Below are 19,440 nucleotides of genomic sequence, written 5' to 3'. Positions count from 1 at the left end.
GTGCCGGGTCTCCGGCTGTTCCCGGACGGTCCTGCCGCCGAGGGTGACGGGGCGCTTCCGCCGGGACGCAGAGGACCCCGGTGATGATCCGAAGATCACCACCGGGGTCCTCAAGCACGTCGTCACCCTCGGCGACGGAACCCGTCACGCTCGGCGGGCGAGCGGACGAGCGCGTCCGTCAGTACGACGACGACGAGTACACCGTCGCCGAGCCGCCACCGCGCTGCGCGCGACCGCGACCGCCACGACGACGAGCCTGCGCACCAGCGCCACCCTCGCCGCCCTGCGCCGACTGGCCGCGACCACCCTGGGCGCGCTGCGCCGTCGGGCCTGCGGACTTGGCCGGGGCCGACGTCCGCGTCGCACGCGTCCCACCGTTGCGCGACGGCGTGCCACGACGGGCCTGCGTCTGCGGCGGCGTGATGTCCGCGGGGCGCACGTACTCGGCGACCTCGCCGACGAGCGACGTGATCGCCGCGTCACCGGGGGCGACGGGCTGCGGCTGCGCCGTGATCTTCGCCTTGCGGGTCAGGTCCTTCACGTCGCTGCGCTGCTCGGGGAGCATGACGGTCACGACGACGCCCTCGGAGCCGGCGCGAGCCGTACGGCCCGAGCGGTGCAGGTACGCCTTGTGCTCGGCCGGCGGGTCGACGTGCACGACCAGCTCGATCTCGTCGACGTGGATGCCGCGCGCCGCGATGTCGGTCGCGACGAGCACGCGGACCGAACCGTTCGAGAACGCCTCGAGGTTGCGCTCACGCGCGCCCTGGCCGAGGTTTCCGTGCAGGTCGACCGACGGGATGCCCTGGGCCGTGAGCTGCTTCGCGAGCTTCTTGGCCTGGTGCTTGGTGCGCGTGAACAGGACACGACGGCCCGTGCCCGACGCGAGCTGCTGCACGACGTCCTTCTTCGCGTCCGCGTCACGGACCGCGAAGATGTGGTGCGTCATGTTGGAGACGGGCGACTCGGCCGAGTCGACCGAGTGGCTCACCGGGTTGCTCAGGTACCGCTTGACGAGCTGGTCCACGCCGTTGTCGAGCGTCGCGGAGAACAGCAGGCGCTGGCCGCGCGTCGGGGTCTTGTCCATGATGCGCTTGACGCCGGGCAGGAAGCCCAGGTCGGCCATGTGGTCGGCCTCGTCGAGGACCGTGATCTCGATGCCGTCGAGCGACAGGACGCGCTGGTTGAGGAGGTCCTCGAGGCGGCCCGGGCACGCGATGACGATGTCGACGCCCGCGTTCAGGGCGCTGACCTGGCGGCTCTGCGCGACGCCACCGAAGATGGTCGTCGTGTTCAGGCCCAGGGCCTTCGCGAGCGGCTCCATCGTGGCGTTGATCTGGTTCGCGAGCTCACGCGTCGGGCACAGGACCAGGGCGCGGGGGCGACGAGCGGCACGGCGCGTGTCCGACTGGGACAGGCGCGTGACGACCGGCAGCGAGAACGCGAGGGTCTTGCCCGAGCCCGTGCGGCCACGGCCCAGGACGTCGCGGCCCTTGAGCGTGTCCGGCAGCGAGGCCACCTGGATGGGGAACGGCGACTCGATGCCCTGGCTCGAGAGCTCACGGACCACCGTGGTCGGGATCGCGAAGTCGGCGAACGTCAGGCCCTCGGGCACGACGGTCGGGACCGACGAACGCTCCACGGCGGGACGCTGCTCGCGCTGCTCGCGGGGAGCGCGCTGCTCACGGTTGCCACCGGCAGGGCGGCCCTGGCCGGCGCCGCGGCCGTCGCGCGAGTCGCGCTCACGGACCGGGCGACCGTCACGGGTCACCTTGGCGGGACGCGAGTCGCGGTTGTCGCGCTCGTCGCGGGCCGGGCGGGCCCGGTCGTCACGAGCCGGGCGGTTGGTGTCGCGGGACTGCTGTCCCTGCGACGAGCTGGTACGGGGGGCTGCGGCGTTCGGGCGCACGGCAGCACGAATGGGGTTGTTCAAGGGTTTGCCTCTCGGGCGTAGGGTCGGGGTTCGCCGCAAGAAATCCAGGGAACTCCACGACGCTGGGCGCGCAGAGATGCGCAGCCACGGTCCCCACTCTCTCATGACTGGGGCGCGCGTGCGTCGATGGTGATCGACGTCTCCACATCCCTCACCGATCCCTCACCTCCCCGGTGGCTCGCCCAGGAGCTCGCCCGGACCTCGCACGTCCCGCACCTGCGGGCGTGGTGGAATGTCGCCCGTGGACTTCATGAGCTCCGTGGGCGACGTCATCGGTCAGATCTGGTCGGCGGCCACGACCCCCGTGCCCGCACCGGCCTCCGCGGTCGTGCTGTCGATGTCGCTCGTCGCGCTGATCGTCGTGGTGTTCACGCCCGTGTGGCGGGTCGCCCGGCACGTCGTGACGATCGCGCACGAGGGCGCGCACGCCATCGCGGCCCTGCTCACCGGAAGGCGTCTGACGGGCATCCGCCTGCACTCCGACACGTCGGGCCTGACGGTCTCCTACGGCAAGCCGCGCGGCTTCGGCATGGTCCTCACGGCCTTCATGGGCTACGTCGGCCCGGGCCTCGTGGGGCTCGGGGCGGCCGCGCTGCTGCGGGCGGGCTACGCCGTCGGGCTCCTGTGGCTCCTCGTGCTGCTGCTGACCCTGATGCTGCTGCAGATCCGCAACTGGTTCGGCCTGTGGTCCGTGCTGGTGAGCGGCGTGGCGCTCGTCGTCGTGTCGTGGGCCGCGACGCCGCCCGTGCAGAGCGCCGTCGCGTACGCCGTGACGTGGTTCCTGCTGCTGGGCGCGATCCGGCCCGTCCTGGAGCTGCAGATCTCCCGCAGCCGCGGCAAGGCCCGCCAGTCCGACGCCGACATGCTCGCGCGGCTCACCGGCATCCCCGGGCTCGTGTGGGTCGGGGTGTTCCTGCTCGTGACCGTCGGAGCCGCTGTGCTGGGCGGGTACTGGATCGTGTCGCCGGCGGCTGCGTGAGCCTGCTGGCCCACCGCAGCGGGTGACGGTCCCAGGGCGAGCCTCACCCACCCTGCCTAGCATCGGGACATGGCTCTCTCCCCCGCGTCCTCCGCCGTCTCGCTCGCGGCGCTGCTCGGCTCGTCCGGCGTCGTGCACCTGGTGCGTCCGCAGGTCTTCGAGCCCTTGATCCCCGACGCTCTCGGGGACCCGCGCCCGTGGGTCACGTGGAGCGGCGTGGCCGAGCTGGCGTGCGCGACGGCGCTGCTCGTCCCGGCCACGCGTCGCGCCGGGGGCCTCGCGAGCGCCGCGCTGCTGGTGGGCGTCTTCCCCGGGAACGTGAAGATGGCGCTCGACTCGCACCCCGGCGCCCGGTCGTGGGCCCGCAGGCCCGTGGTGGCGTGGGGACGCCTGCCGGTCCAGGTGCCGCTCGTGGCGTGGGCGCTGGGAGTCGCGCGGCGCGGCTGAGCGCCCTTCGCCGTCGACGTCGTCAGAGCGCACGACGACGGGCCGCCCGCTGTTCGCGGACGGCCCGTCGTGGTGATCGGGTGCGTAGCCCTGGCCGGGCCGGGAACCTTCCGAGGAGGAGGGGGGTCGGCTCCCGGGACGGGCGGGCCGCGCAACCGGTCGAGACGTGGTGCGGGCTGTCAGGCCCCGCAGGTGGTGCCGGGCCGGTCAGGCCTGCGGCGCGGGCCGGTCAGGCCTGCGGCGTGAGGACGAACCCGGGGCCCTCGGTCGCACGAGGGTCCGTGTCCAGCGTGAGGTTCGCGAGCGCGATCGAGGTGGTCGGCTCGACGAAGACTCGTGCGTCGCCGCTCTCGACGACCGTGTCGTCGGGCTGCGGGCTCGGGACGAGGGCCAGCTCGAAGTCGCCGGACTGCGGCGCCGACTCGGCGATCCGGAGTCCGCCACCGTCGGGCACTCCGGCCCGCGTGGTGAGGTCCTGGACTGCATCGCGGGCGTTGTCGGTCAGGGTGAGCATGGAAGCTCCTCTCGGTTGCCTGGGGACGCACGGGCAGTCTTGCGACGAACCCTCGGCGTGCGCCTTTCGGTTGCCTCCAACCAAACAAGGATCGGGCCCGATCGCAAGGCCAGGGACTGATTCACGGCGTGTCTCTCAAAAAATGGGATCGAGCGCGACAAGCCCTCGCGGATCGGGTTAGGGTCCGCGCCCGCGGGAGGCGCGGGCCCCCGCGGCCGCCGCCGCTGGGCCGCCGTCGGGCCGCCGCTGGGCCGCCGTCGGGCCGCCGTCGGGCCGCCGTTGAGTGCGGAGTAGTTGTCGTGCATCGTGCCGTTTCACGACAACTACTCCGCACTCGACCCCGGCCGTCGGGCGCCGGTGGGAGCATGGGCCGTCTACAACGCCGCCCAGCCGGGCCGCGGCGTCCGGGCTCTGTGCCGCGAGGTGATGGCGCTCGCGGGTCCGGGAGCGGGCAGGCAGGCGATCGACCTGGGGTGCGGCGCGGGCGTCGAGTCCGCCGCGCTGCTGGCTGCGGGGTGGCGTGTCCACGCGGTCGACGGCGACCCGGCCACCCCGTCGCTCGTCCGAGCCACCGCGGGCGGCGAGGGGGGAGACGCGCTGAGCGTCCCCGTCGTGCCGTTCGCCGACCTGGTGCTGCCACCCGCCGACCTCCTCTATGCCGGGTACTCGCTGCCGTACGCGTCGCCGGACGACTTCCCGCGCGTCTGGGCCGAGATCCGCCGCGCGCTGCGCCCTGGCGCGTGGCTGGCGGTGAACCTGTTCGGCGTGCACGACTCGTTCGCGGGGACGATCGACGGGACCTTCCTGACGCGCCCCGAGGCCGAGGCCCTGTTCGACGGGCTCGACGTCGTCGAGGTCCGCGAGGAGGACGAGGACGGCGAGTCGTTCAGCGGCCCCAAGCACTGGCACGTCTTCGACGTCCTCGCGCGCGTCCCGCGCTGAGGCTCCGCCGGGGCTTCCCCGGCCCGACGACGCCGCTCACCACTCGTGGTCGGGTCGCCGTGGGCAGGGGCTCGGCGCGTAGACTCTGCGCGGGCCTTGGTGCCGCCTCGGACGAGGCGCGCGCACGGTGCCCGGGCCTCTAGCTCAATGGCAGAGCTGCGGACTTTTAATCCGTAGGTTGTGGGTTCGAGTCCCACGGGGCCCACCGTCCTGATCTCACCGCACGGGCCGCTTCCCCTCGAAGAACCGGTCGAGGTCGGCTCGCCGCATCGCGCCCTCGCCCCCTCCGACGGTGAGCTCGGCGACGAGCCGCCGGGACAGGTCGCGCAGCGGTTCGTTGTTCACGCTCGAGTGGTGGCACATGAGGTCGAACGCCTCGTCGGCGGGCAGCCCGTAGATCGCCATGACGGCGCCCTTGGCCTGCTCGATCGTCGAGCGGCTCGCGGAGGACGCCCGGATCGCGGCCGTGGCCTCGCGCTGGGCGAGCTCGCGCTGTGTCGTCGTGAGGTCGATGAAGTAGCCCGAGACGTGCGTCGTCTCTCCCGTGCGGCGGTCGAGGCGCCCGCGCCCGACCACGCCGAGCGTCCGGGTGCGTCCCAGCGCGTCGACGATGCGGTGGACCGAGCTGAAGGGGTCACCGGTGGTGACGGCGGCGAGCAGGACGTCCTCGACCCGTTCGCGGTCCTCGGGGTGCTTGTGCGCGAGCATGAGCGCGGTCGTGGGCATGATCTCGCCGGGCCGGAAGCCGTGCATGGCGTACAGCTCGTCGGACCACCACCAGCTCTGGTCGGACAGGTCGAGGATGAACTGGCCGACGATCTGCGGTGCGCCGCGCAGCAGGGCCTCGGCGAGCTCGGGGTCGAACCGGCGAGACGGGTTGTACGAAGTGGTCAAGTAGGCCCCCAGGGCATGGGAAAGGAGCGGGCCTACTTCCAGACTCCTCGGTGATACTAGCCCGGATCCGTTGCCTCACCAGCGAGGACAGCGTCCCGACGGCGGAGCGCCGGCGCGTGGGCAGGCTCGCGGTCGTGCGGGTCGGGGAACGACGAAGCCCCCGTCGGCCGGGGCCGGACGGGGGCTTCGTGAACGTTAGGTGGTGGCGCGATGCAGGGGGTACTTCGCGCCACCGAGGAAGACATTACCCCCAACCGGCGCGGGTTGACGAACCGCGTTCGGATGGCGGGCAATCGGACGCACTCCTGCCGATCTCACCCGCTCCCCGCTCCCCGCTCACCCGGGCAATCGGCCGAGCTCCTGCCGTCGCCTAGGGCAGCACGATCTCGAACGAGGGGTCGACGGTGTCGAGGAATCCGAGGAGCCGACCCCATGCCCCCGCGTCACCGTCGACCTCGACGGTCCCCGCAGCCGTCAGGTCACCCAACGTCTGTGGCGCGACGACGGCCTGGAGGAAGCCCGGCTTGGCGGCCGTGAACGTCGCCTCGGGGGCCGTCGCGTCCTCCGCGCCCGGGACCTGGTGCGTGAGCACACCGTTCGCGAGGCGCACGCGGTGCCGCTCACCGTCGACCACCCAGTCCAGGAGCACCGTCGCGTCCCACGCGCGCGGCCCGTCGATCCGGATCGCGATCGAGTCGAGCGCCTGCTCGACGGAGAGCGCCGCCAGGATGTCGGGCGCGGCCGACGCGGTGGGCGTCCCGAAGTTCCCGTCCCGGAGCTCGACGGCCCCGGAGAGGAAGAAGTTGCGCCAGGTGCCGTTCTCGCTGCCGTACCCGAGCTGCGTGTAGGCCTGCACCTGGAGCTCGCGCGCCTCGGTGTGCGCCGGGTCTGCGAACAGGACGTGGTTGAGGACGGTGACGACCCAGCGCAGGTCGCCGGCCTCGAACGACTCGCGCGCCTTCGCGACCGTCGCGTCCGCGCCGCCCATGAACTCGACGTAGCGCCGCGCCTCCTCGACGGGCGGGTGCTCCCAGAGGTGCGCGGGGTTGCCGTCGAACCACCCCATGTACCGCTGGTAGACCGCCTTGACGTTGTGGCTCACGCTCCCGTAGTAGCCGCGGGCGTTCCACGCGCGCTCGAGAGCGGGCGGAAGGACGATCTGCTCGGCGATCTCCTTGCCCACGAGGCCCTGGTTGAGCAGGCGAAGCGTCTGGTCGTGCAGGTAGGCGTAGAGGTCCCTCTGGGTAGAGAGGAACCCGACGAGCTCGTCCCGACCCCACGTGGGCCAGTGGTGCGAGGCGAACACGACGTCGGAGCGGTGCCCGAACAGGCGGATCGCCTCGGTGAGGTACTCGGCCCACACGTGCGGGTCGCGCACGAGCGCTCCGCGCAGCGTGAGCGTGTTGTGGAGCGTGTGGGTCGCGTTCTCCGCCATGCACAGGGCCGAGCGCTCGGGGAAGAAGAAGTTCATCTCGCTGGGGGCCTCGGTGCCGGGCGTGAGCTGGAAGTCGATCGTGACGCCGTCGACCACCTCGCGCTGCCCCGTCTCGGTGACGTAGAGCGAGGGGAGGATGAGCGAGACCGTGCCCGTGCTCGTCGTCTGCCCCAGGCCGGCCCCCACCTGGCCGCTCGGACCCTTGGCGAGCGCCGCCCCGTACATGTACCCGGCCCGCCGTGCCATGGCGGTGCCCGCGTAGACGTTCTCGGACACGGCGTGCTCGACAAAGCCCGACGGCGCGATCACCGGCACGGTCCCCGCGTCGACGTCCTCCTGCGTGGTGACGCCCTTGACGCCGCCGAAGTGGTCGACGTGCGAGTGCGAGTAGATCACCGCGGTCACGGGGCGCTCGCCCCGTTCGCCGCGGTAGAGGGCGAGGGCGGCCGCTGCCGTCTCGGTCGAGATGAGCGGGTCGATCACGATGACACCGCGTTCCCCCTCGACGAAGGTGATGTTCGACAGGTCGAAGCCTCGGACCTGGTAGATCCCCGGCACGACCTCGAAGAGCCCTGCCTTCGCGACGAGCCCGCTCTGCCGCCACAGGCTGGGGTGGACCGTGCCCGGGGCCGGCCCGTCGAGGAACCCGTACCCGGTGGTGTCCCAGACGACCCGACCGGCGTCGTCGAGCACGTGCGGCCGGGAGGGCTCGGCCAGCAGGCCACGCGCCGCTGCCTCGACGTCACGCGTGTCGTCGAACGGCAGGGTCTCCTGGGCGGTGCGGAACGACGCCGCGACGCTCTCGACGACAGGATCGGACATGGAGGCTCCTCGGACGACGCGGGGCCGCTCCCCGTCGAGCGGCATCTCCCACGCTAGGCCCGAGGCGCGAGGGGCGCGCGGGCTGGTCCCGGACAGGCGCCGTGCGCGCGTGACGACTGACCTGCACGTCCCATGCATAGACGTGGTGTCGTCCCACTCAGTGAGCGCCGCCAGCATTCCCAGGATCGACACCTAGGGTTTGAACGACGGCCCGCCCCCTGTGTGGCAGAAAACACCACGTACCAGGAGGTTCTTCGAATTGCGGGCAGCGGCCTCCTACATGCAGAGTGGGACAATGGTATGGGTTACGGTAGGGCTGGTTCTCGTGGTGCTCGGCGTGCTCCTCGCCGCCCGCGCCGCGTGGGCCGTGCGTGCCGGTGAGCAGCGCGGGCGTCCTAGCACCGGCGGTCACGGCATGGGCATCGCCCTCGGCGCAGGCATCGCCTTCTGGGGAGCGGTGATCACCACGATCGCCCTCATCGTCGGCTGACCTCAGAATCAGCTGACCACGCCCTGACCTGACCTGTCAGGATCGGACGCATGAAGCGATCCTTCGACGACCTCGTCTCCGAAGCGGCCACCGTCTCCGTCGACGGCTGGGACTTCTCCTGGCTCGACGGTCGTGCGACCGAGCAGCGGCCCTCCTGGGGCTACGCCCGTTCGATGGGCGAACGGATGGCCACCGCGAGCGCAGCCCTCGACCTCCAGACGGGCGGCGGCGAGGTCCTCGCCTCGATCCCCCGGCTCCCGCGGCTGACGGTGGCGACCGAGGGCTGGCCCCCGAACGTCGCCCAGGCCACGCGGCTCCTGCACCCGCTCGGCGTCGCGGTCGTCGCCGATGCGGACGAGCCACCCCTGCCGTTCGCGGACGAGGCCTTCGACCTCGTGGTCAGCCGCCACCCGGTGAAGCCGTGGTGGTCGGAGATCGCTCGCGTCCTCGCCCCCGGCGGCACGTACTTCGCGCAGCACGTGGGCCCGTACAGCGTCTTCGAGCTCGTCGAGCACTTCCTGGGCCCGCAGCCCGAGGAGGTCCGCAACGGCCGCCACCCCGACGCCGACCGCGCCGCCGCCGAGGCTGCCGGGCTCGAGGTCGTCGACCTGCGGTTCGAGGAGCTGCGTACCGAGTTCTTCGACATCGGCGCGGTCGTCTACTTCTTGCGCAAGGTCGTGTGGATGGTCCCCGGGTTCACGGTCGAGGAGTACCGCCCGCAGCTCGCCGCGCTGCACGAGCAGATCGAGGCCGAGGGGCCCTTCGTCGCGACGACGACGCGCTTCCTGGTCGACGCACGCAAGCCGGGCTGAACGTCCGGACGGCCGCGGCGCCGTCGGGCACGGGGAGAGGTGTCTCCGTTGACACCCCGGCCGAGCCGCCGGCGTCGGCGCCGACGCGGCCGAGCGGGTCTCAGCCGCCGAGCCCAGCATGCCCCCGCGTGAGGTCTCCGAGGGCCGCGAGCGCCCGGCGCTTGCGGTCCGCGGGGTCGATCGTGCGTTCGTCCCCCGGGTTGGCGCGGCGCACGGGCTTGCCCGCACGGTCGGCGGACTCCACGACGCGGGGCATGCCGGGGGCGCCTGCCGCCCGTGTCGACCGGGAGCGCCGGTGCGGGGTGCTCGGGGCGAGGAAGTAGGGGCGTTGCGTGCTCATGGGCTCTCCTCCGGTCGTCGCCGCCCCGCTGCCGGGGCCGTCAGGTCGATCGTGAAGCACTGTCGTTTCGTCCGTGTTGCGGGCGCAGGACGTCGACGTGTCGTCCGTGGGTGCGTGCGGCACACCCGGTGCCTACCGACCAGTAGCCTCCTCGCATGACGACGCACGAGCGCGAGATCACGTCCCCGGTCGACCTGTGCCTGCCCGACGGCCGACTGAACCCGGACGCGGTCGGGTGGACGCGCGCCCCCCTGCACCGTGCGAACCTGCGCGGCTGGGGGCGGACCAAGCGCTGGGAGTACTGGGGCGTGGTCACGCCGACCCACGTGGTCGGGATCGTCGCGTCCTCGATCGACTACGCGGGAGTCCACGGCCTGTACGTCCTGGACCGGACGACGGGCGAGGAGACGGTGACCGACGTCGTCGTGCCCCTGGCCCGGGGCGTGGTCATGCCCGAGCGCAGCGGATCCGGTCGCGTCGAGGCGCGCGCGAAGAGGCTCGCGATCGTGATCGACCAGGCCCCCGAGGCCACCCGCATCCGGGCGGCCTCGCGCGACGTGAGCCTCGACCTGACCGTCCCGCTCCCGCCGGGGCACGAGTCGCTGGGGGTCGTCGTCCCGTGGGGCGACCGGCTGTTCCAGTACACGGTCAAGGACGTGGCCCGCCCTGTCCACGGCTCGCTCACGGTGCGCGGCACCCGGCACGACGTCAGCGCCGACGACTCGTTCGCGGTGCTCGACCACGGGCGCGGCCGGTGGCCCTACGCCATGACGTGGAACTGGGCCGCGGGCAGCGGGCACGGCCGCGGCATCCAGCTCGGCGGCGGATGGACGGACGGCACGGGCTCGACCGAGAACGCGCTCCTGGTGGACGGGCGGATCCACAAGATCGGTACGGAGCTGGACTGGACGTACGACCGCACGGACTGGCTCGCGCCGTGGCGCGTCTCGGGGGACGGGGTCGAGGCGCTGTTCACGCCCTTCCACGAGCGGGTCGCGCGCACCGAGCTGCTCATCGTGGGCAGCGAGACGCACCAGTGCTTCGGCACGTGGTCGGGCCGCGCCCGCACGGACGAGGGCGCGTGGGTGGACCTGGACGGCATGGTCGGCTGGGCCGAGGAGGCACGGCAGCGCTGGTAGCCGCGCCGTTCTCAGCAGGCCCGACGGCGCCGCTCGTCTCACATATGGACCGCGCCTCGGCGCGGCGCGCTCCCGGTGCCAGACTGCCGCCCATGGCGACCGTCCACGACGAGATCACTCCCCGGCTCTCCCGCTTCGTGCTGTCCCAACCCGTGTTCTTCGTGGGCACGGCCCCCCTCGCGGGGGACGGGCACGTCAACGTCTCCCCCAAGGGCATGGGCGGCACGTTCGTCGTGCTCGACCCGCACCGGGTCGCCTACCTCGACTACACGGGCTCGGGGGCGGAGGTCGCGGCACACCTGCAGGAGAACGGGCGCATCGTGGTCATGTTCTGCGCGTTCGAGGGGCCACCGAACATCGTGCGCTTCCACGGCCGGGGCCGGTACGTCCTCGCCCGCACCCCCGAGTTCGACGTGCTGCGCCCGCTGTTCGCCAAGGAGCGGGAGTCGGGGCAGCGCGGCATCGTCGTGGTCGAGGTGGACCGGGTCTCCGACTCGTGCGGGTTCTCGGTGCCCCTCATGGACTTCGTGGCGGACCGTGACGTCCTGGACCGCGCGCACGACCGTCGAGAGCCCGAGTACTTCGACGCCTACTGGCAGAAGAAGAACGCGACGAGCATCGACGGGCTGCCCGGCGTGGACATCGCGCCGCTGGGCTGAGAGGCGCGAGCGCTACGTCGCGTCGAGGTACGCCCGACCGCGCGGCGAGATGCGGTAGCCCACGGGCAGGCTCTCGGTGAGGCCGAGCTCCTTGAGCCGCCGGACCCGGATCTTGAAGTAGTCGCGCTCGACGCCGATCGAGGTCGCGAGCTCGCGTGCCACGACCTCGGGCCGGGCGACGATCAGGTCGAGGTAGTCCCGTGTCCACGGCGCGGGCGCCGCCCGGTCCATGCGGGCGAGCCGTGCGCGGAGCGCCTCGACCTCCTCGGCGGACAGGTCGGCGTCCTGCCGCAGCGCGACGCGCGGGTCCTCCCCCACGCGCCGCAGCCCGATCCGGTACAGATCCCCCTCGCCCTTGGCGGCAACCCAGGCGAGCGCCGCGTCGGCCGAGCGGAACCCGGCGGCGCGCGCGTCGTCGTCGGGCAGGTCGGGGACCCCGTCCACCTCCGGGACCCGGTCGATCGACGTGACCTCCACGACCCCGATCCGCGTCCTCATCCGGCTGCCTGCCCGCACGCGCGGCGCGAGCCAGCGGCGGTACGCGAGGGACACCGTGCCGTCCTCGAGCCCGCTGAGCGTCTGCCGGGTGAGCAGCATGTCCCCAGCGTACGAAGGCTCGCCCGACGGCGCAGCACCGCTCCCCGGCCCTCGCCCCGACGATCGGGGAACGCCGGGCCGTCAGGTGGGCTCGGCGTCCGGCCCCTTCGGCCGACGCGTCCCGGCCGGGGCCGCCCCGCGCAGGAGCTCGACGCGCACGACCGCTCCCCCGCCGGGCCGGGCCACGACCAGCAGCCTGCCGCGGTGCGCCTCCACGATCTTGGCCACGATCGCGAGCCCCAGGCCGTTGCTGCTGCGGTCGGGCCGCGCGTCGTGCTGGGCGGTCCGTGCGTGCGCGAGCCGGTCCACCTGCCGGGCGAACGGTTCGAGCGCGATGCGCAGTCCGTCCTCGGTGAGCGGTCGCCCGCTGTTCTCGACGGTCAGGACCACGGGTGCCGTGTCCTCGAGGCGGATCGTGACCCAGCCGCCGTGCGGCAGGTTGTGCCGGATCGCGTTGCGCAGCAGGTTGTCGACCACCCGGGCGAGAAGGACCTCGTCGCCCGGCACGATCGCGGGCGTGCTCTCGACCGCGATCCGGACCCCGCGGTCGGTGGCCTCGCGCGCGACGTCGTCGACCGCGTCCTCGACCACGACGTCGAGATCGACCGGCGCACGGGCGACCGGTGCCCGGTCGAGGGCCGCGAGCTGCAGGAGGGCCGCGACGAGGTCGCTCGCCCTCCTGTTGGTCACGTCGAGGCGTTCGAGCAGGCGCGGGAGGTCGACGGCGTCGGGGTCGGCTCGCGCGACGTCGAGCATGGTCTGGGTCACCGCGAGCGGGGTCCGCAGCTCGTGCGAGGCGTTGGCGGCGAACCGCTGCTGGGCCGCGAACGACCGTTCGAGCCGTTCGAGCATCGTGTCGAACGTGTCGGCCAGGTCGGTGAACTCGTCCCGCCCCCGCCTCGTGTCGCGGGCCGAGATGCGGTGCGACAGGTCGCCCGACGCCGCGACCTGCGCCGCGGTGTTGAGGTCCGCGAGGGGGCGCAGCACCCGCCCGGCGACGAGCCATCCGCCCGCCGTCCCCACGACGGCGAGCACGCCCATCGCCACGGTGCAGGCCTGGATCAACGCGTCGAGGATCTGGCCCCGCGACGCGATGAACAGGTGAGCGTCCGACGGGTTCGCCGCCGTGAGCGGGTAGTTCGGCACGAAGCGCATGACGGCGTACACGATGACGGACATCGCGAGCCCGGCGGCGAGCAGGAACGCCACGTAGCTCAGGGTCAGGCGGAGCCGGGCGGTCTGGCGCAGGATCCTCACGGCGTCTCGACGCTCGGCGCCCCGACGCGGTAGCCCACGCCCGGCACGGTGTGCACGACCCAGGGGTCGCCCAGGCGCTTGCGGAGCGTCGAGACGGTCACCCTGACGGCGTTGGTGAAGGGGTCGGCGTTCGCGTCCCACGCACGTTCGAGCAGGTCCTCGGCGCTCACCACGCCACCGTCGGCCGCCAGCAGGACCTCCAGCACCGCGAACTGCTTGCGGCTCAGGCGCACGTGCTCACCGTCGCGGTACACCTCCCGGCGGAACGGGTCCAGCCGCACCCCGGCAGCCTCCAGCACGGGTGGGAGCGGGGCCGGGCGGCGTCCCAGTGCCCGCACGCGCAGGATCAGCTCGGGCAGCAGGAACGGCTTGGTCAGGTAGTCGTCGGCGCCGATCCCGAAGCCGCGGGTCTTGTCGTCGAGCGTGCCCGCCGCGGTGAGCATGAGGACCCGGGTCGGCAGGCCTCGGGCCACGATCGACCGGCACACCTCGTCGCCGTGGACCCCGGGCAGGTCGCGGTCGAGCACCACGACGTCGTACGCGGTGTGGCTCAGGTTCTCGAGCGCCTGCTCTCCGTCGAGCGCGACGTCGGCCGCGACGGCCTCACGCCGCAGCCCGGTCTGCACGGCCTCGGCCAGGAACGGCTCGTCCTCGACGACCAGCACCCGCATCGGTCCTCCACCTCGCTCGTCGGCCCGGCCCCTCCGACGGCGGGCCTGCCCCGCCAGTCTAGGAAGTGGGGTGTGTCGAAAACGTCTGCGAAAAGTGAGACACCGGGACAACATGCCGACGGGTGCAGTGGTGGTCATGGACACACGTACCCCACCGCCCTCGTTCGCCCCGGTGCCCACCCCCGCACCGCCGCTGGACGGCCCGGCCCGACCTCCCCGCCCGAGCGCCCGCAGGCGCCGTCCACCCCTCCTCGTCGCGGTCGTCGCGGTCCTCGCGGTCCTTGCGTCGCTCGCGTGGGCCTTCGGGCCCGACGCCGACCGCGGCCTGCGCACGTTCGTCGCCGACACGCTCGGCACCGAGGTCCCGGCCCCCGGCGCCGGAGCAGCGGGTGCCGAGGGCCGGGCGGCCACGGACCTCCCCGCGCAGGACGACCCGCGCCAGGAGGACGACACGATCGACCCGTTCGACACCACGCACCCCGCGATCTCGGGCCTCGACGACGACCTGCGCGCCGCGCTCCAGGCCGCCGCGCAGGACGCCCGGGCCGCAGGCGTCGACTTCTGGGTCACATCCGGGTGGCGCAGCACCGGCTACCAGCAGAGCCTGCTCGACCGGGCGGTCGACCGCTACGGCTCGCTCGACGAGGCCCGCAGGTTCGTCAAGACGCCCGAGACGTCGGAGCACGTCTCCGGCCAGGCCGTCGACATCGGTCCGACCGACGGCGCCGACTGGACGATCCGCAAGGGTGCGCGCTACGGCCTGTGCCAGACGTTCGCCAACGAGATGTGGCACTTCGAGCTCGCCACGACGCCCGGTGGCGAGTGCCCGCAGCCGCTCCCGGACGCGGCGGGCTGACCAGGCTCAGCCCAGCCGCAGCTCGGCGTTGACCGCGCGCACCAGGCCGGCCGGGAGCTTGGCGACCTCCCGGTCGTAGGTCAGCAGCCCGTTGGTCTCGTCCTCGACGTCCGAGAGCTGGGTGTACACCGTCGCGGCCAGACCGCGGGCGATCGCGGGGAGGATCTGCTCACGGTGCAGCGCCTCGAACGCCGCGCCCAGCGCCTCGGGATCGCCGTACCCCTTGTACCCGAAGTCCTTCTCCCCGGCGACGTGCCCCTCGACCCGCAGGTTGTAGCCGCCGTACTCCGAGAGCACGAGCGCCCGCCGGTCACGCCGCGGCGGCACGCGGAACGGCTTGAAGTACACGTGCAGGCTCCGCAGGTTCCCGGCGCCCTGGTCGTGCCAGCCGCTCGCGTGGTCCACCGACCGCGTGGGGTCGAGGGCCTTGACGCGGGCCGCGACCTTGGCCGCGTCGAACTGACCCCAGGCCTCGTTGAACGGCACCCACACGGCGAGCCCCACGGCGTTGCGCAGGTGCTCGACGGTCGCGTCGACCTCGCGGAGGAACTCCTCGCGCCCCTCGGCGTCGCCCCGGCCGAACAGGGCGTGGAACCGGTCGCTCAGGCGCAGCGGCAGGAGCACGGGCGCCTTGACGACCGCGGGACGGTACGGGCCGCCCCCGTTGACCATGTCCTGCCACACGAGCATCCCGAGCCGGTCGCAGTGGTGGTACCAGCGCAGGGGCTCGATCTTGATGTGCTTGCGCAGCATCGTGAACCCGAGGTCCTTCATGGTCGCGATGTCGTGGACCATGGCCTCGTCCGACGGCGCGGTGAGCAGCCCGTCCGACCAGTACCCCTGGTCCAGGACCCCGGCGTGGAAGTACGGCTCGCCGTTGAGGAGCAGACGCGGCACCCCCTGCGCGTCGGGTCCGACGCCGAACGACCGGAGCCCCGCGTAGCTGCGCACCTCGTCGTCGCCGAGGGTCACGGTCACGTCGTACAGGTGCGGGTCCTCGGGCGTCCACAGGTGCGGGTCGGGCACGGGGACGCGGGCGACCACGCCCACGGGCGCGTCGACCTGCGCGACGAGCGTGGCGCCGTCGTGCACCTGGATGCGCGCCACGGGCGCGTCCTGCCCGACGCCGCCGCTCGCCCCCGCGGGCCCCTCGCCCGCGTGGACGGTCACGTCGAGGCGGCCGCCCGGGAGATCGGGCACGAGCGTGAGCCGGGCGACGTGCAGGGCGGGCACGGCCTCGACCCACACGGTCTGCCAGATGCCCGACTGCGCCGTGTACCAGATGCCGCCCCGCGCGAGGTTCTGCTTGCCGCGCGCGTGGAAGCTGGTGTCGCTGACGTCGGTGACCTCTACGAGGAGCTCGTGCGCCTCGCCGGGCGCACCGGCGAGGGCGTCCGTGACGTCGCACGCGAACGGCAGGTAGCCGCCGGTGTGACGCCCTACCTCGACGCCGTCGACCAGGACGCGGCACGACTGGTCGACCGCGCCGAAGTGCAGCAGGACGCGGCCGTCGCCGGGCACGAACCCGTCCGGGAGCGACAGGTCGCGGCGGTACCAGAGCGCCTCGTCGGGCTGGACCTGCCGCTCCACCCCGGACAGCGGCGACTCGGGCGAGAACGGCACGACGATCTCGCCGTCGAACACCTCGGGCGCGGTGCCGCCCAGCGAGCCCACCGGACCGGGACCCTGCGCCGTGACGGCGTACTCCCAGACCCCGTTGAGGTTCAGGTAGCTGTCGCGGGCGAGCTGCGGGCGCGGGTACTCGGGCAGCGGCGCGGCACGGTCGAGCGTGGCGGTCCAGCGCGTGGGCAGGGTCGCGCCCCCGCCGCTACCCCCGGCCACGGGCCGCGTCCAGCACGGGCCGGCGCGCGACCGTCAGCACGTGCGTGTCGGGCCACTCGACCGTCTCGCCCGTCGCGGCGTCCGTCAGCGTCGCCACGGGCGCGAACGAGTGCTCGACGAGCCACTCGTTGCGCCACGCACCGCTCTCGGGCCCCAGCTCGAAGCCGGCCCCCGCCAGCAGGTCGGCCCACGCGTCGCCGTCCAGGTCGCAGAACCGCTCGTGGCACTCGGACAGCCAGTTGTCGGCGTAGTCCTTGGTCGTGAGGAACTCCATGGCGTCGCGCAGCGTGAGCCGGAACGTCGCGGGCGCGACCTCCTCGACCGCGAACGACGCACCGGACAGGCGCGGGAAGTCGTGCGCGAACTGGCGCATGCGCGAGGCCGTCGACAGCCCGCGGACGTGCGCGGCGACGTCGGGCCGCGCCCACGCGTCGAGGTCCGTCACGACGCCCGGGCGCGCGCCGTCGTCGTCCCGGAGGGTCAGGTGCACCACGCGGTCGCCGTCCGCCGGACCGCACACGTCGCTGTTGATCCACACCCCGCCCGGGCGGGTGTGGACGAACGTGCGCTGGGCGAACCGTCCGACGTCGGGGACGCCCTCGCCGTACGAGGAGATCTCGTGCGTGAGCGCGATCGTGACGGTCGTGTCGACGCTGCGCTCGGGCATGACCTCACCGCGCAGGATGTTGGCCTGCACGAACCACACGTTGGGGTTCGCGAACACGCCCTGCGTCTTCTTGTGCTCGGCCTCGGCCACGAGGTGGCGTGCGACGTCGACCCCGAACAGGTCCGACTCGTGCAGGCGCGGCTCGGCCGCGACGTGCTCGAGCAGGCCGCCCGTCGCGCACCCGATGTCGACGATCCGCCCGGGGAGCACGTACGGGCGCACCTGCTCCCACTTGCGGCGCGAGGCGTCCTCGAACGCCGCGGCGTACGTCCGGTAGTCGCGCGTCGCGGTCAGGTCACCGTCGCCCGAGACGACGGGGTCGGCGAAGACCTGGGCGATCTGCGCCTCGAGCCCGTAGCGCCGGAAGAAGCCCGGCACGACGGGGTGCGCGACGTCGGTCCACGTCGGGTCGCCCGCAGCCAGGCGCCCGACGGCGTCCCACGGGCGGGCCGGGCCGTCGCCCTGGGCGTCGGTCGCGTCGAGCTCGACACCCACGACGCGGTACCCGAGCTCCTGGTAGGCCGCGATGACCTCCGGGGTCGAGCAGGCCACGACCGTGTCGTGCGGGTCGAGCGTCACGGCGTGACCGGTCGCCGTCTCGACCGTGGTCGCCACGAGGTGCGCGAACCGCGGGTGCGGCGCCACGTCCGGCACCGGGACCACGAGGCTCGGCAGGTGCTCGACCGCCGTCACGTGCTCGATGAGCGCCTCGCGCCGGTGCCCCGGGACCGGGTTGCGGCGCGTGCCCGCGTGGTTCGCGGACGTCACGGCCCACACGACCACCGCGTCCGGGGAGCAGCGGACGGGGACGCCGTCGAGGTCGCTCACCAGCCCGGCGCGCAGCGCCCGCAGGTAGTCGACCTGGAAGCGGGTCACGAGGTGGTGGCGCCCCGGGAAGAGGACATGACGGACGAGCGGGGCTGAAGGCACCCGCGTACCTTCGCTCGCCGACGGGGTCCATCGCAAGCGGGACGCCTCCCCTCGTCACCGTCGGCGTTCCGTGCCATCGTGGAAGTGGCGCCGACGACGCCACCCCCTGTGGATCTGCCGTGGACAAGGAGCACCCGATGGTCTCGACGACGAACGCATTCAGCAGCTTCTCGGTGAACGACCTGGACGCCGCGCGGGCGTTCTACGCCGACGTCGTGGGCGTCGAGGTCGACCAGACCCCCATGGGCCTCGACCTGCGCCTCGGGTCGGGCGGGCACGTGTTCGTCTACCCCAAGAAGAACCACGTCGCGGCATCGTTCACGGTGCTCAACTTCGGGGTCGACGACGTCGAGGCCGCGGTCGACGAGCTCATCGCGAAGGGCGTCGAGTTCGAGCGCTACGTCGGGTTCGACCAAGATGCCAAGGGCATCGCCCGCGGTCCCGAGGGACCGGCGATCGCCTGGTTCAAGGACCCGGCGCGCAACGTCCTCGCGATCCTGAGCAACCCGTGAGCACCGCGGTCTCGTCGCACGAGCACCTCCTGGCGGCGCACGGCGACGCCATCGGGGCGTTCGACCACCTGGTCCGGCGGGTCCAGGACGACCAGTGGGACCTGCCCACGCCCGACGACGAGTGGAGCGTCCACGACCTCGTCAACCACCTGGTCTCCGAGCAGCTCTGGGCTCCCGAGCTGCTCGCGGGCCGGACGGTCGCCGACGTCGGCACGGTCTTCGACGGCGACGTCCTGGGGGACGACCCGGTCGACGCGTGGATCGACGCGTCGACCCAGTCGCGCGAGGCGTTCCTGGCCCCCGGCGCCCTGGACCGTGCGGTGCACCTGTCGTACGGCGACGCCCCGGCGACCGAGTACGCGCACCAGATGACGTTCGACCTCACGGTCCACGCGTGGGACCTCGCGCAGGGCATCGGCCTCGACGCGGACCTCGGCCCGCAGCTCGTGTCGTTCGTCCTGGGCTACGCCCAGCGCCGCAAGGGCATGTTCGCGGCGAGCCGTCTGTTCGCGGGCCCGCTCCCCGTGCCCGACGACGCACCCGACCTCACGAGGCTGCTCGCCCTGGCCGGACGTCAGGCCTGAGCGTCGCCGGCCGCCTCGGTGCTGGTGGCTTCCTCGGTGCTGGTGGCTGCCTCGGTCTGGCGGCGGGCGATGCGGATCATGTCCTCGCGGGGCACGACCTTGATGCGCTCGCGCCCGT

Annotated in this window: 20 protein-coding genes and 1 tRNA gene; 11 read left to right on the top strand and 10 right to left on the bottom strand. The window is 73.0% G+C overall.

Annotated elements, in window-relative coordinates; all coding sequences use genetic code 11:
- Positions 1-178: 178 nt before the first annotated feature.
- On the bottom strand, positions 179-1,603 hold the full coding sequence (locus tag H9640_RS17850; protein WP_204810308.1) for a DEAD/DEAH box helicase: 1,425 nt from the start codon (positions 1,601-1,603) through the stop codon (positions 179-181).
- A gap of 562 nt (positions 1,604-2,165) precedes the next feature.
- On the opposite strand from H9640_RS17850, the gene H9640_RS17845 reads away from it, so the two are divergent.
- Both H9640_RS17845 and H9640_RS17840 read left to right on the top strand, forming a co-directional pair.
- Positions 2,166-2,912: a M50 family metallopeptidase gene (locus tag H9640_RS17845; RefSeq protein WP_191792122.1), complete on the top strand. Its 747-nt coding sequence runs from the start codon at positions 2,166-2,168 to the stop codon at positions 2,910-2,912.
- Positions 2,913-2,981: 69 nt separating this feature from the next.
- The gene (locus H9640_RS17840) at positions 2,982-3,359 is read left to right on the top strand and encodes a DoxX family protein (protein ID WP_191792121.1); all 378 of its coding nucleotides are present in this window, start codon (positions 2,982-2,984) and stop codon (positions 3,357-3,359) included.
- Positions 3,360-3,588: 229 nt separating this feature from the next.
- On the opposite strand, the gene H9640_RS17835 is transcribed toward H9640_RS17840, so the two are convergent.
- The gene (locus H9640_RS17835; RefSeq protein ID WP_191792120.1) at positions 3,589-3,873 is read right to left on the bottom strand and encodes an iron-sulfur cluster biosynthesis family protein; all 285 of its coding nucleotides are present in this window, start codon (positions 3,871-3,873) and stop codon (positions 3,589-3,591) included.
- Positions 3,874-4,179: 306 nt separating this feature from the next.
- Here H9640_RS17835 and H9640_RS17830 point away from each other — a divergent pair, with 306 nt between their 5' ends.
- Together H9640_RS17830 and H9640_RS17825 are read left to right on the top strand one after the other, a co-directional pair.
- Positions 4,180-4,815, top strand: coding sequence for a class I SAM-dependent methyltransferase (locus H9640_RS17830; protein ID WP_318243831.1), 636 nt, complete (start codon positions 4,180-4,182; stop codon positions 4,813-4,815).
- Between the two features lie 133 nt (positions 4,816-4,948).
- A tRNA-Lys gene (locus H9640_RS17825) sits at positions 4,949-5,020 on the top strand.
- An 11-nt stretch (positions 5,021-5,031) separates the two neighbouring features.
- On the opposite strand, the gene H9640_RS17820 is transcribed toward H9640_RS17825, so the two are convergent.
- Together H9640_RS17820 and H9640_RS17815 are read right to left on the bottom strand one after the other, a co-directional pair.
- Entirely contained in the window at positions 5,032-5,709 is a 678-nt protein-coding gene (locus tag H9640_RS17820; RefSeq protein WP_191792119.1) for a PAS and ANTAR domain-containing protein, read from the bottom strand.
- 370 nt (positions 5,710-6,079) lie between these two features.
- Positions 6,080-7,966, bottom strand: a complete 1,887-nt coding sequence (locus tag H9640_RS17815) for an alkyl/aryl-sulfatase (protein WP_191792118.1) — start codon at positions 7,964-7,966, stop codon at positions 6,080-6,082.
- A gap of 295 nt (positions 7,967-8,261) precedes the next feature.
- On the opposite strand from H9640_RS17815, the gene H9640_RS17810 reads away from it, so the two are divergent.
- Together H9640_RS17810 and H9640_RS17805 are read left to right on the top strand one after the other, a co-directional pair.
- The gene (locus tag H9640_RS17810; RefSeq protein WP_191792117.1) at positions 8,262-8,456 is read left to right on the top strand and encodes a hypothetical protein; all 195 of its coding nucleotides are present in this window, start codon (positions 8,262-8,264) and stop codon (positions 8,454-8,456) included.
- Positions 8,457-8,506: 50 nt separating this feature from the next.
- Positions 8,507-9,268: a class I SAM-dependent methyltransferase gene (locus H9640_RS17805; protein WP_191792116.1), complete on the top strand. Its 762-nt coding sequence runs from the start codon at positions 8,507-8,509 to the stop codon at positions 9,266-9,268.
- Between the two features lie 100 nt (positions 9,269-9,368).
- On the opposite strand, the gene H9640_RS17800 is transcribed toward H9640_RS17805, so the two are convergent.
- Positions 9,369-9,608 carry a hypothetical protein gene (locus tag H9640_RS17800; RefSeq protein WP_191792115.1) on the bottom strand — a complete coding sequence of 80 codons (240 nt, stop codon included), beginning with the start codon at positions 9,606-9,608 and terminating at the stop codon, positions 9,369-9,371.
- Between the two features lie 155 nt (positions 9,609-9,763).
- Between H9640_RS17800 and H9640_RS17795 the strand changes: the two genes are divergently transcribed.
- Entirely contained in the window at positions 9,764-10,747 is a 984-nt protein-coding gene (locus tag H9640_RS17795; protein WP_191792114.1) for a DUF2804 domain-containing protein, read from the top strand.
- A 92-nt stretch (positions 10,748-10,839) separates the two neighbouring features.
- On the top strand, positions 10,840-11,406 hold the full coding sequence (locus H9640_RS17790) for a pyridoxamine 5'-phosphate oxidase family protein (RefSeq protein ID WP_191792113.1): 567 nt from the start codon (positions 10,840-10,842) through the stop codon (positions 11,404-11,406).
- A gap of 12 nt (positions 11,407-11,418) precedes the next feature.
- Here the strand turns inward: H9640_RS17790 and H9640_RS17785 are convergent, their stop codons facing one another.
- The 3 genes from H9640_RS17785 to H9640_RS17775 form a co-directional block, all read right to left on the bottom strand.
- On the bottom strand, positions 11,419-12,003 hold the full coding sequence (locus H9640_RS17785) for a hypothetical protein (RefSeq protein ID WP_191792112.1): 585 nt from the start codon (positions 12,001-12,003) through the stop codon (positions 11,419-11,421).
- An 81-nt stretch (positions 12,004-12,084) separates the two neighbouring features.
- Positions 12,085-13,260 carry a sensor histidine kinase gene (locus H9640_RS17780; RefSeq protein WP_318243830.1) on the bottom strand — a complete coding sequence of 392 codons (1,176 nt, stop codon included), beginning with the start codon at positions 13,258-13,260 and terminating at the stop codon, positions 12,085-12,087.
- Positions 13,257-13,931, bottom strand: coding sequence for a response regulator transcription factor (locus H9640_RS17775; RefSeq protein WP_191792111.1), 675 nt, complete (start codon positions 13,929-13,931; stop codon positions 13,257-13,259). The genes H9640_RS17780 and H9640_RS17775 overlap by 4 nt, the downstream gene beginning before the upstream one ends.
- 136 nt (positions 13,932-14,067) lie before the next feature.
- Between H9640_RS17775 and H9640_RS17770 the strand changes: the two genes are divergently transcribed.
- Positions 14,068-14,787: a M15 family metallopeptidase gene (locus H9640_RS17770; RefSeq protein ID WP_191792110.1), complete on the top strand. Its 720-nt coding sequence runs from the start codon at positions 14,068-14,070 to the stop codon at positions 14,785-14,787.
- A 6-nt stretch (positions 14,788-14,793) separates the two neighbouring features.
- Here the strand turns inward: H9640_RS17770 and H9640_RS17765 are convergent, their stop codons facing one another.
- Positions 14,794-16,629: a glycoside hydrolase family 2 protein gene (locus H9640_RS17765; protein WP_191792109.1), complete on the bottom strand. Its 1,836-nt coding sequence runs from the start codon at positions 16,627-16,629 to the stop codon at positions 14,794-14,796.
- On the bottom strand, positions 16,616-18,226 hold the full coding sequence (locus H9640_RS17760) for a methyltransferase domain-containing protein (RefSeq protein ID WP_191792108.1): 1,611 nt from the start codon (positions 18,224-18,226) through the stop codon (positions 16,616-16,618). Before H9640_RS17760 ends, H9640_RS17765 begins: the two co-directional genes overlap by 14 nt.
- A 137-nt stretch (positions 18,227-18,363) precedes the next feature.
- On the opposite strand from H9640_RS17760, the gene H9640_RS17755 reads away from it, so the two are divergent.
- Entirely contained in the window at positions 18,364-18,738 is a 375-nt protein-coding gene (locus H9640_RS17755; RefSeq protein WP_191792107.1) for a VOC family protein, read from the top strand.
- Positions 18,735-19,322: a TIGR03086 family metal-binding protein gene (locus tag H9640_RS17750; protein ID WP_191792106.1), complete on the top strand. Its 588-nt coding sequence runs from the start codon at positions 18,735-18,737 to the stop codon at positions 19,320-19,322. Before H9640_RS17755 ends, H9640_RS17750 begins: the two co-directional genes overlap by 4 nt.
- Positions 19,323-19,440 lie beyond the last annotated feature (118 nt).

The organism is Oerskovia gallyi (assembly GCF_014836745.1).
Lineage (GTDB): Bacteria > Actinomycetota > Actinomycetes > Actinomycetales > Cellulomonadaceae > Oerskovia > Oerskovia paurometabola.
Note: the sequence above shows the minus strand (reverse complement) of the source record. Positions and strands in the feature narration are given on the sequence as shown.

What these genes read in the sequence shown, in the direction of transcription:
- H9640_RS17845 (WP_191792122.1), top strand. Translation starts at nt 2,166, where the DNA reads ATGTCGCCCGTGGACTTCATGAGCTCCGTGGGCGACGTCATCGGTCAG.
- H9640_RS17840 (WP_191792121.1), top strand. Translation starts at nt 2,982, where the DNA reads ATGGCTCTCTCCCCCGCGTCCTCCGCCGTCTCGCTCGCGGCGCTGCTC.
- H9640_RS17835 (WP_191792120.1), bottom strand. Translation starts at nt 3,873, where the DNA reads ATGCTCACCCTGACCGACAACGCCCGCGATGCAGTCCAGGACCTCACC.
- H9640_RS17815 (WP_191792118.1), bottom strand. Translation starts at nt 7,966, where the DNA reads ATGTCCGATCCTGTCGTCGAGAGCGTCGCGGCGTCGTTCCGCACCGCC.
- H9640_RS17810 (WP_191792117.1), top strand. Translation starts at nt 8,262, where the DNA reads ATGGTATGGGTTACGGTAGGGCTGGTTCTCGTGGTGCTCGGCGTGCTC.
- H9640_RS17805 (WP_191792116.1), top strand. Translation starts at nt 8,507, where the DNA reads ATGAAGCGATCCTTCGACGACCTCGTCTCCGAAGCGGCCACCGTCTCC.
- H9640_RS17800 (WP_191792115.1), bottom strand. Translation starts at nt 9,608, where the DNA reads ATGAGCACGCAACGCCCCTACTTCCTCGCCCCGAGCACCCCGCACCGG.
- H9640_RS17795 (WP_191792114.1), top strand. Translation starts at nt 9,764, where the DNA reads ATGACGACGCACGAGCGCGAGATCACGTCCCCGGTCGACCTGTGCCTG.
- H9640_RS17790 (WP_191792113.1), top strand. Translation starts at nt 10,840, where the DNA reads ATGGCGACCGTCCACGACGAGATCACTCCCCGGCTCTCCCGCTTCGTG.
- H9640_RS17785 (WP_191792112.1), bottom strand. Translation starts at nt 12,003, where the DNA reads ATGCTGCTCACCCGGCAGACGCTCAGCGGGCTCGAGGACGGCACGGTG.
- H9640_RS17775 (WP_191792111.1), bottom strand. Translation starts at nt 13,931, where the DNA reads ATGCGGGTGCTGGTCGTCGAGGACGAGCCGTTCCTGGCCGAGGCCGTG.
- H9640_RS17770 (WP_191792110.1), top strand. Translation starts at nt 14,068, where the DNA reads ATGGACACACGTACCCCACCGCCCTCGTTCGCCCCGGTGCCCACCCCC.
- H9640_RS17755 (WP_191792107.1), top strand. Translation starts at nt 18,364, where the DNA reads ATGGTCTCGACGACGAACGCATTCAGCAGCTTCTCGGTGAACGACCTG.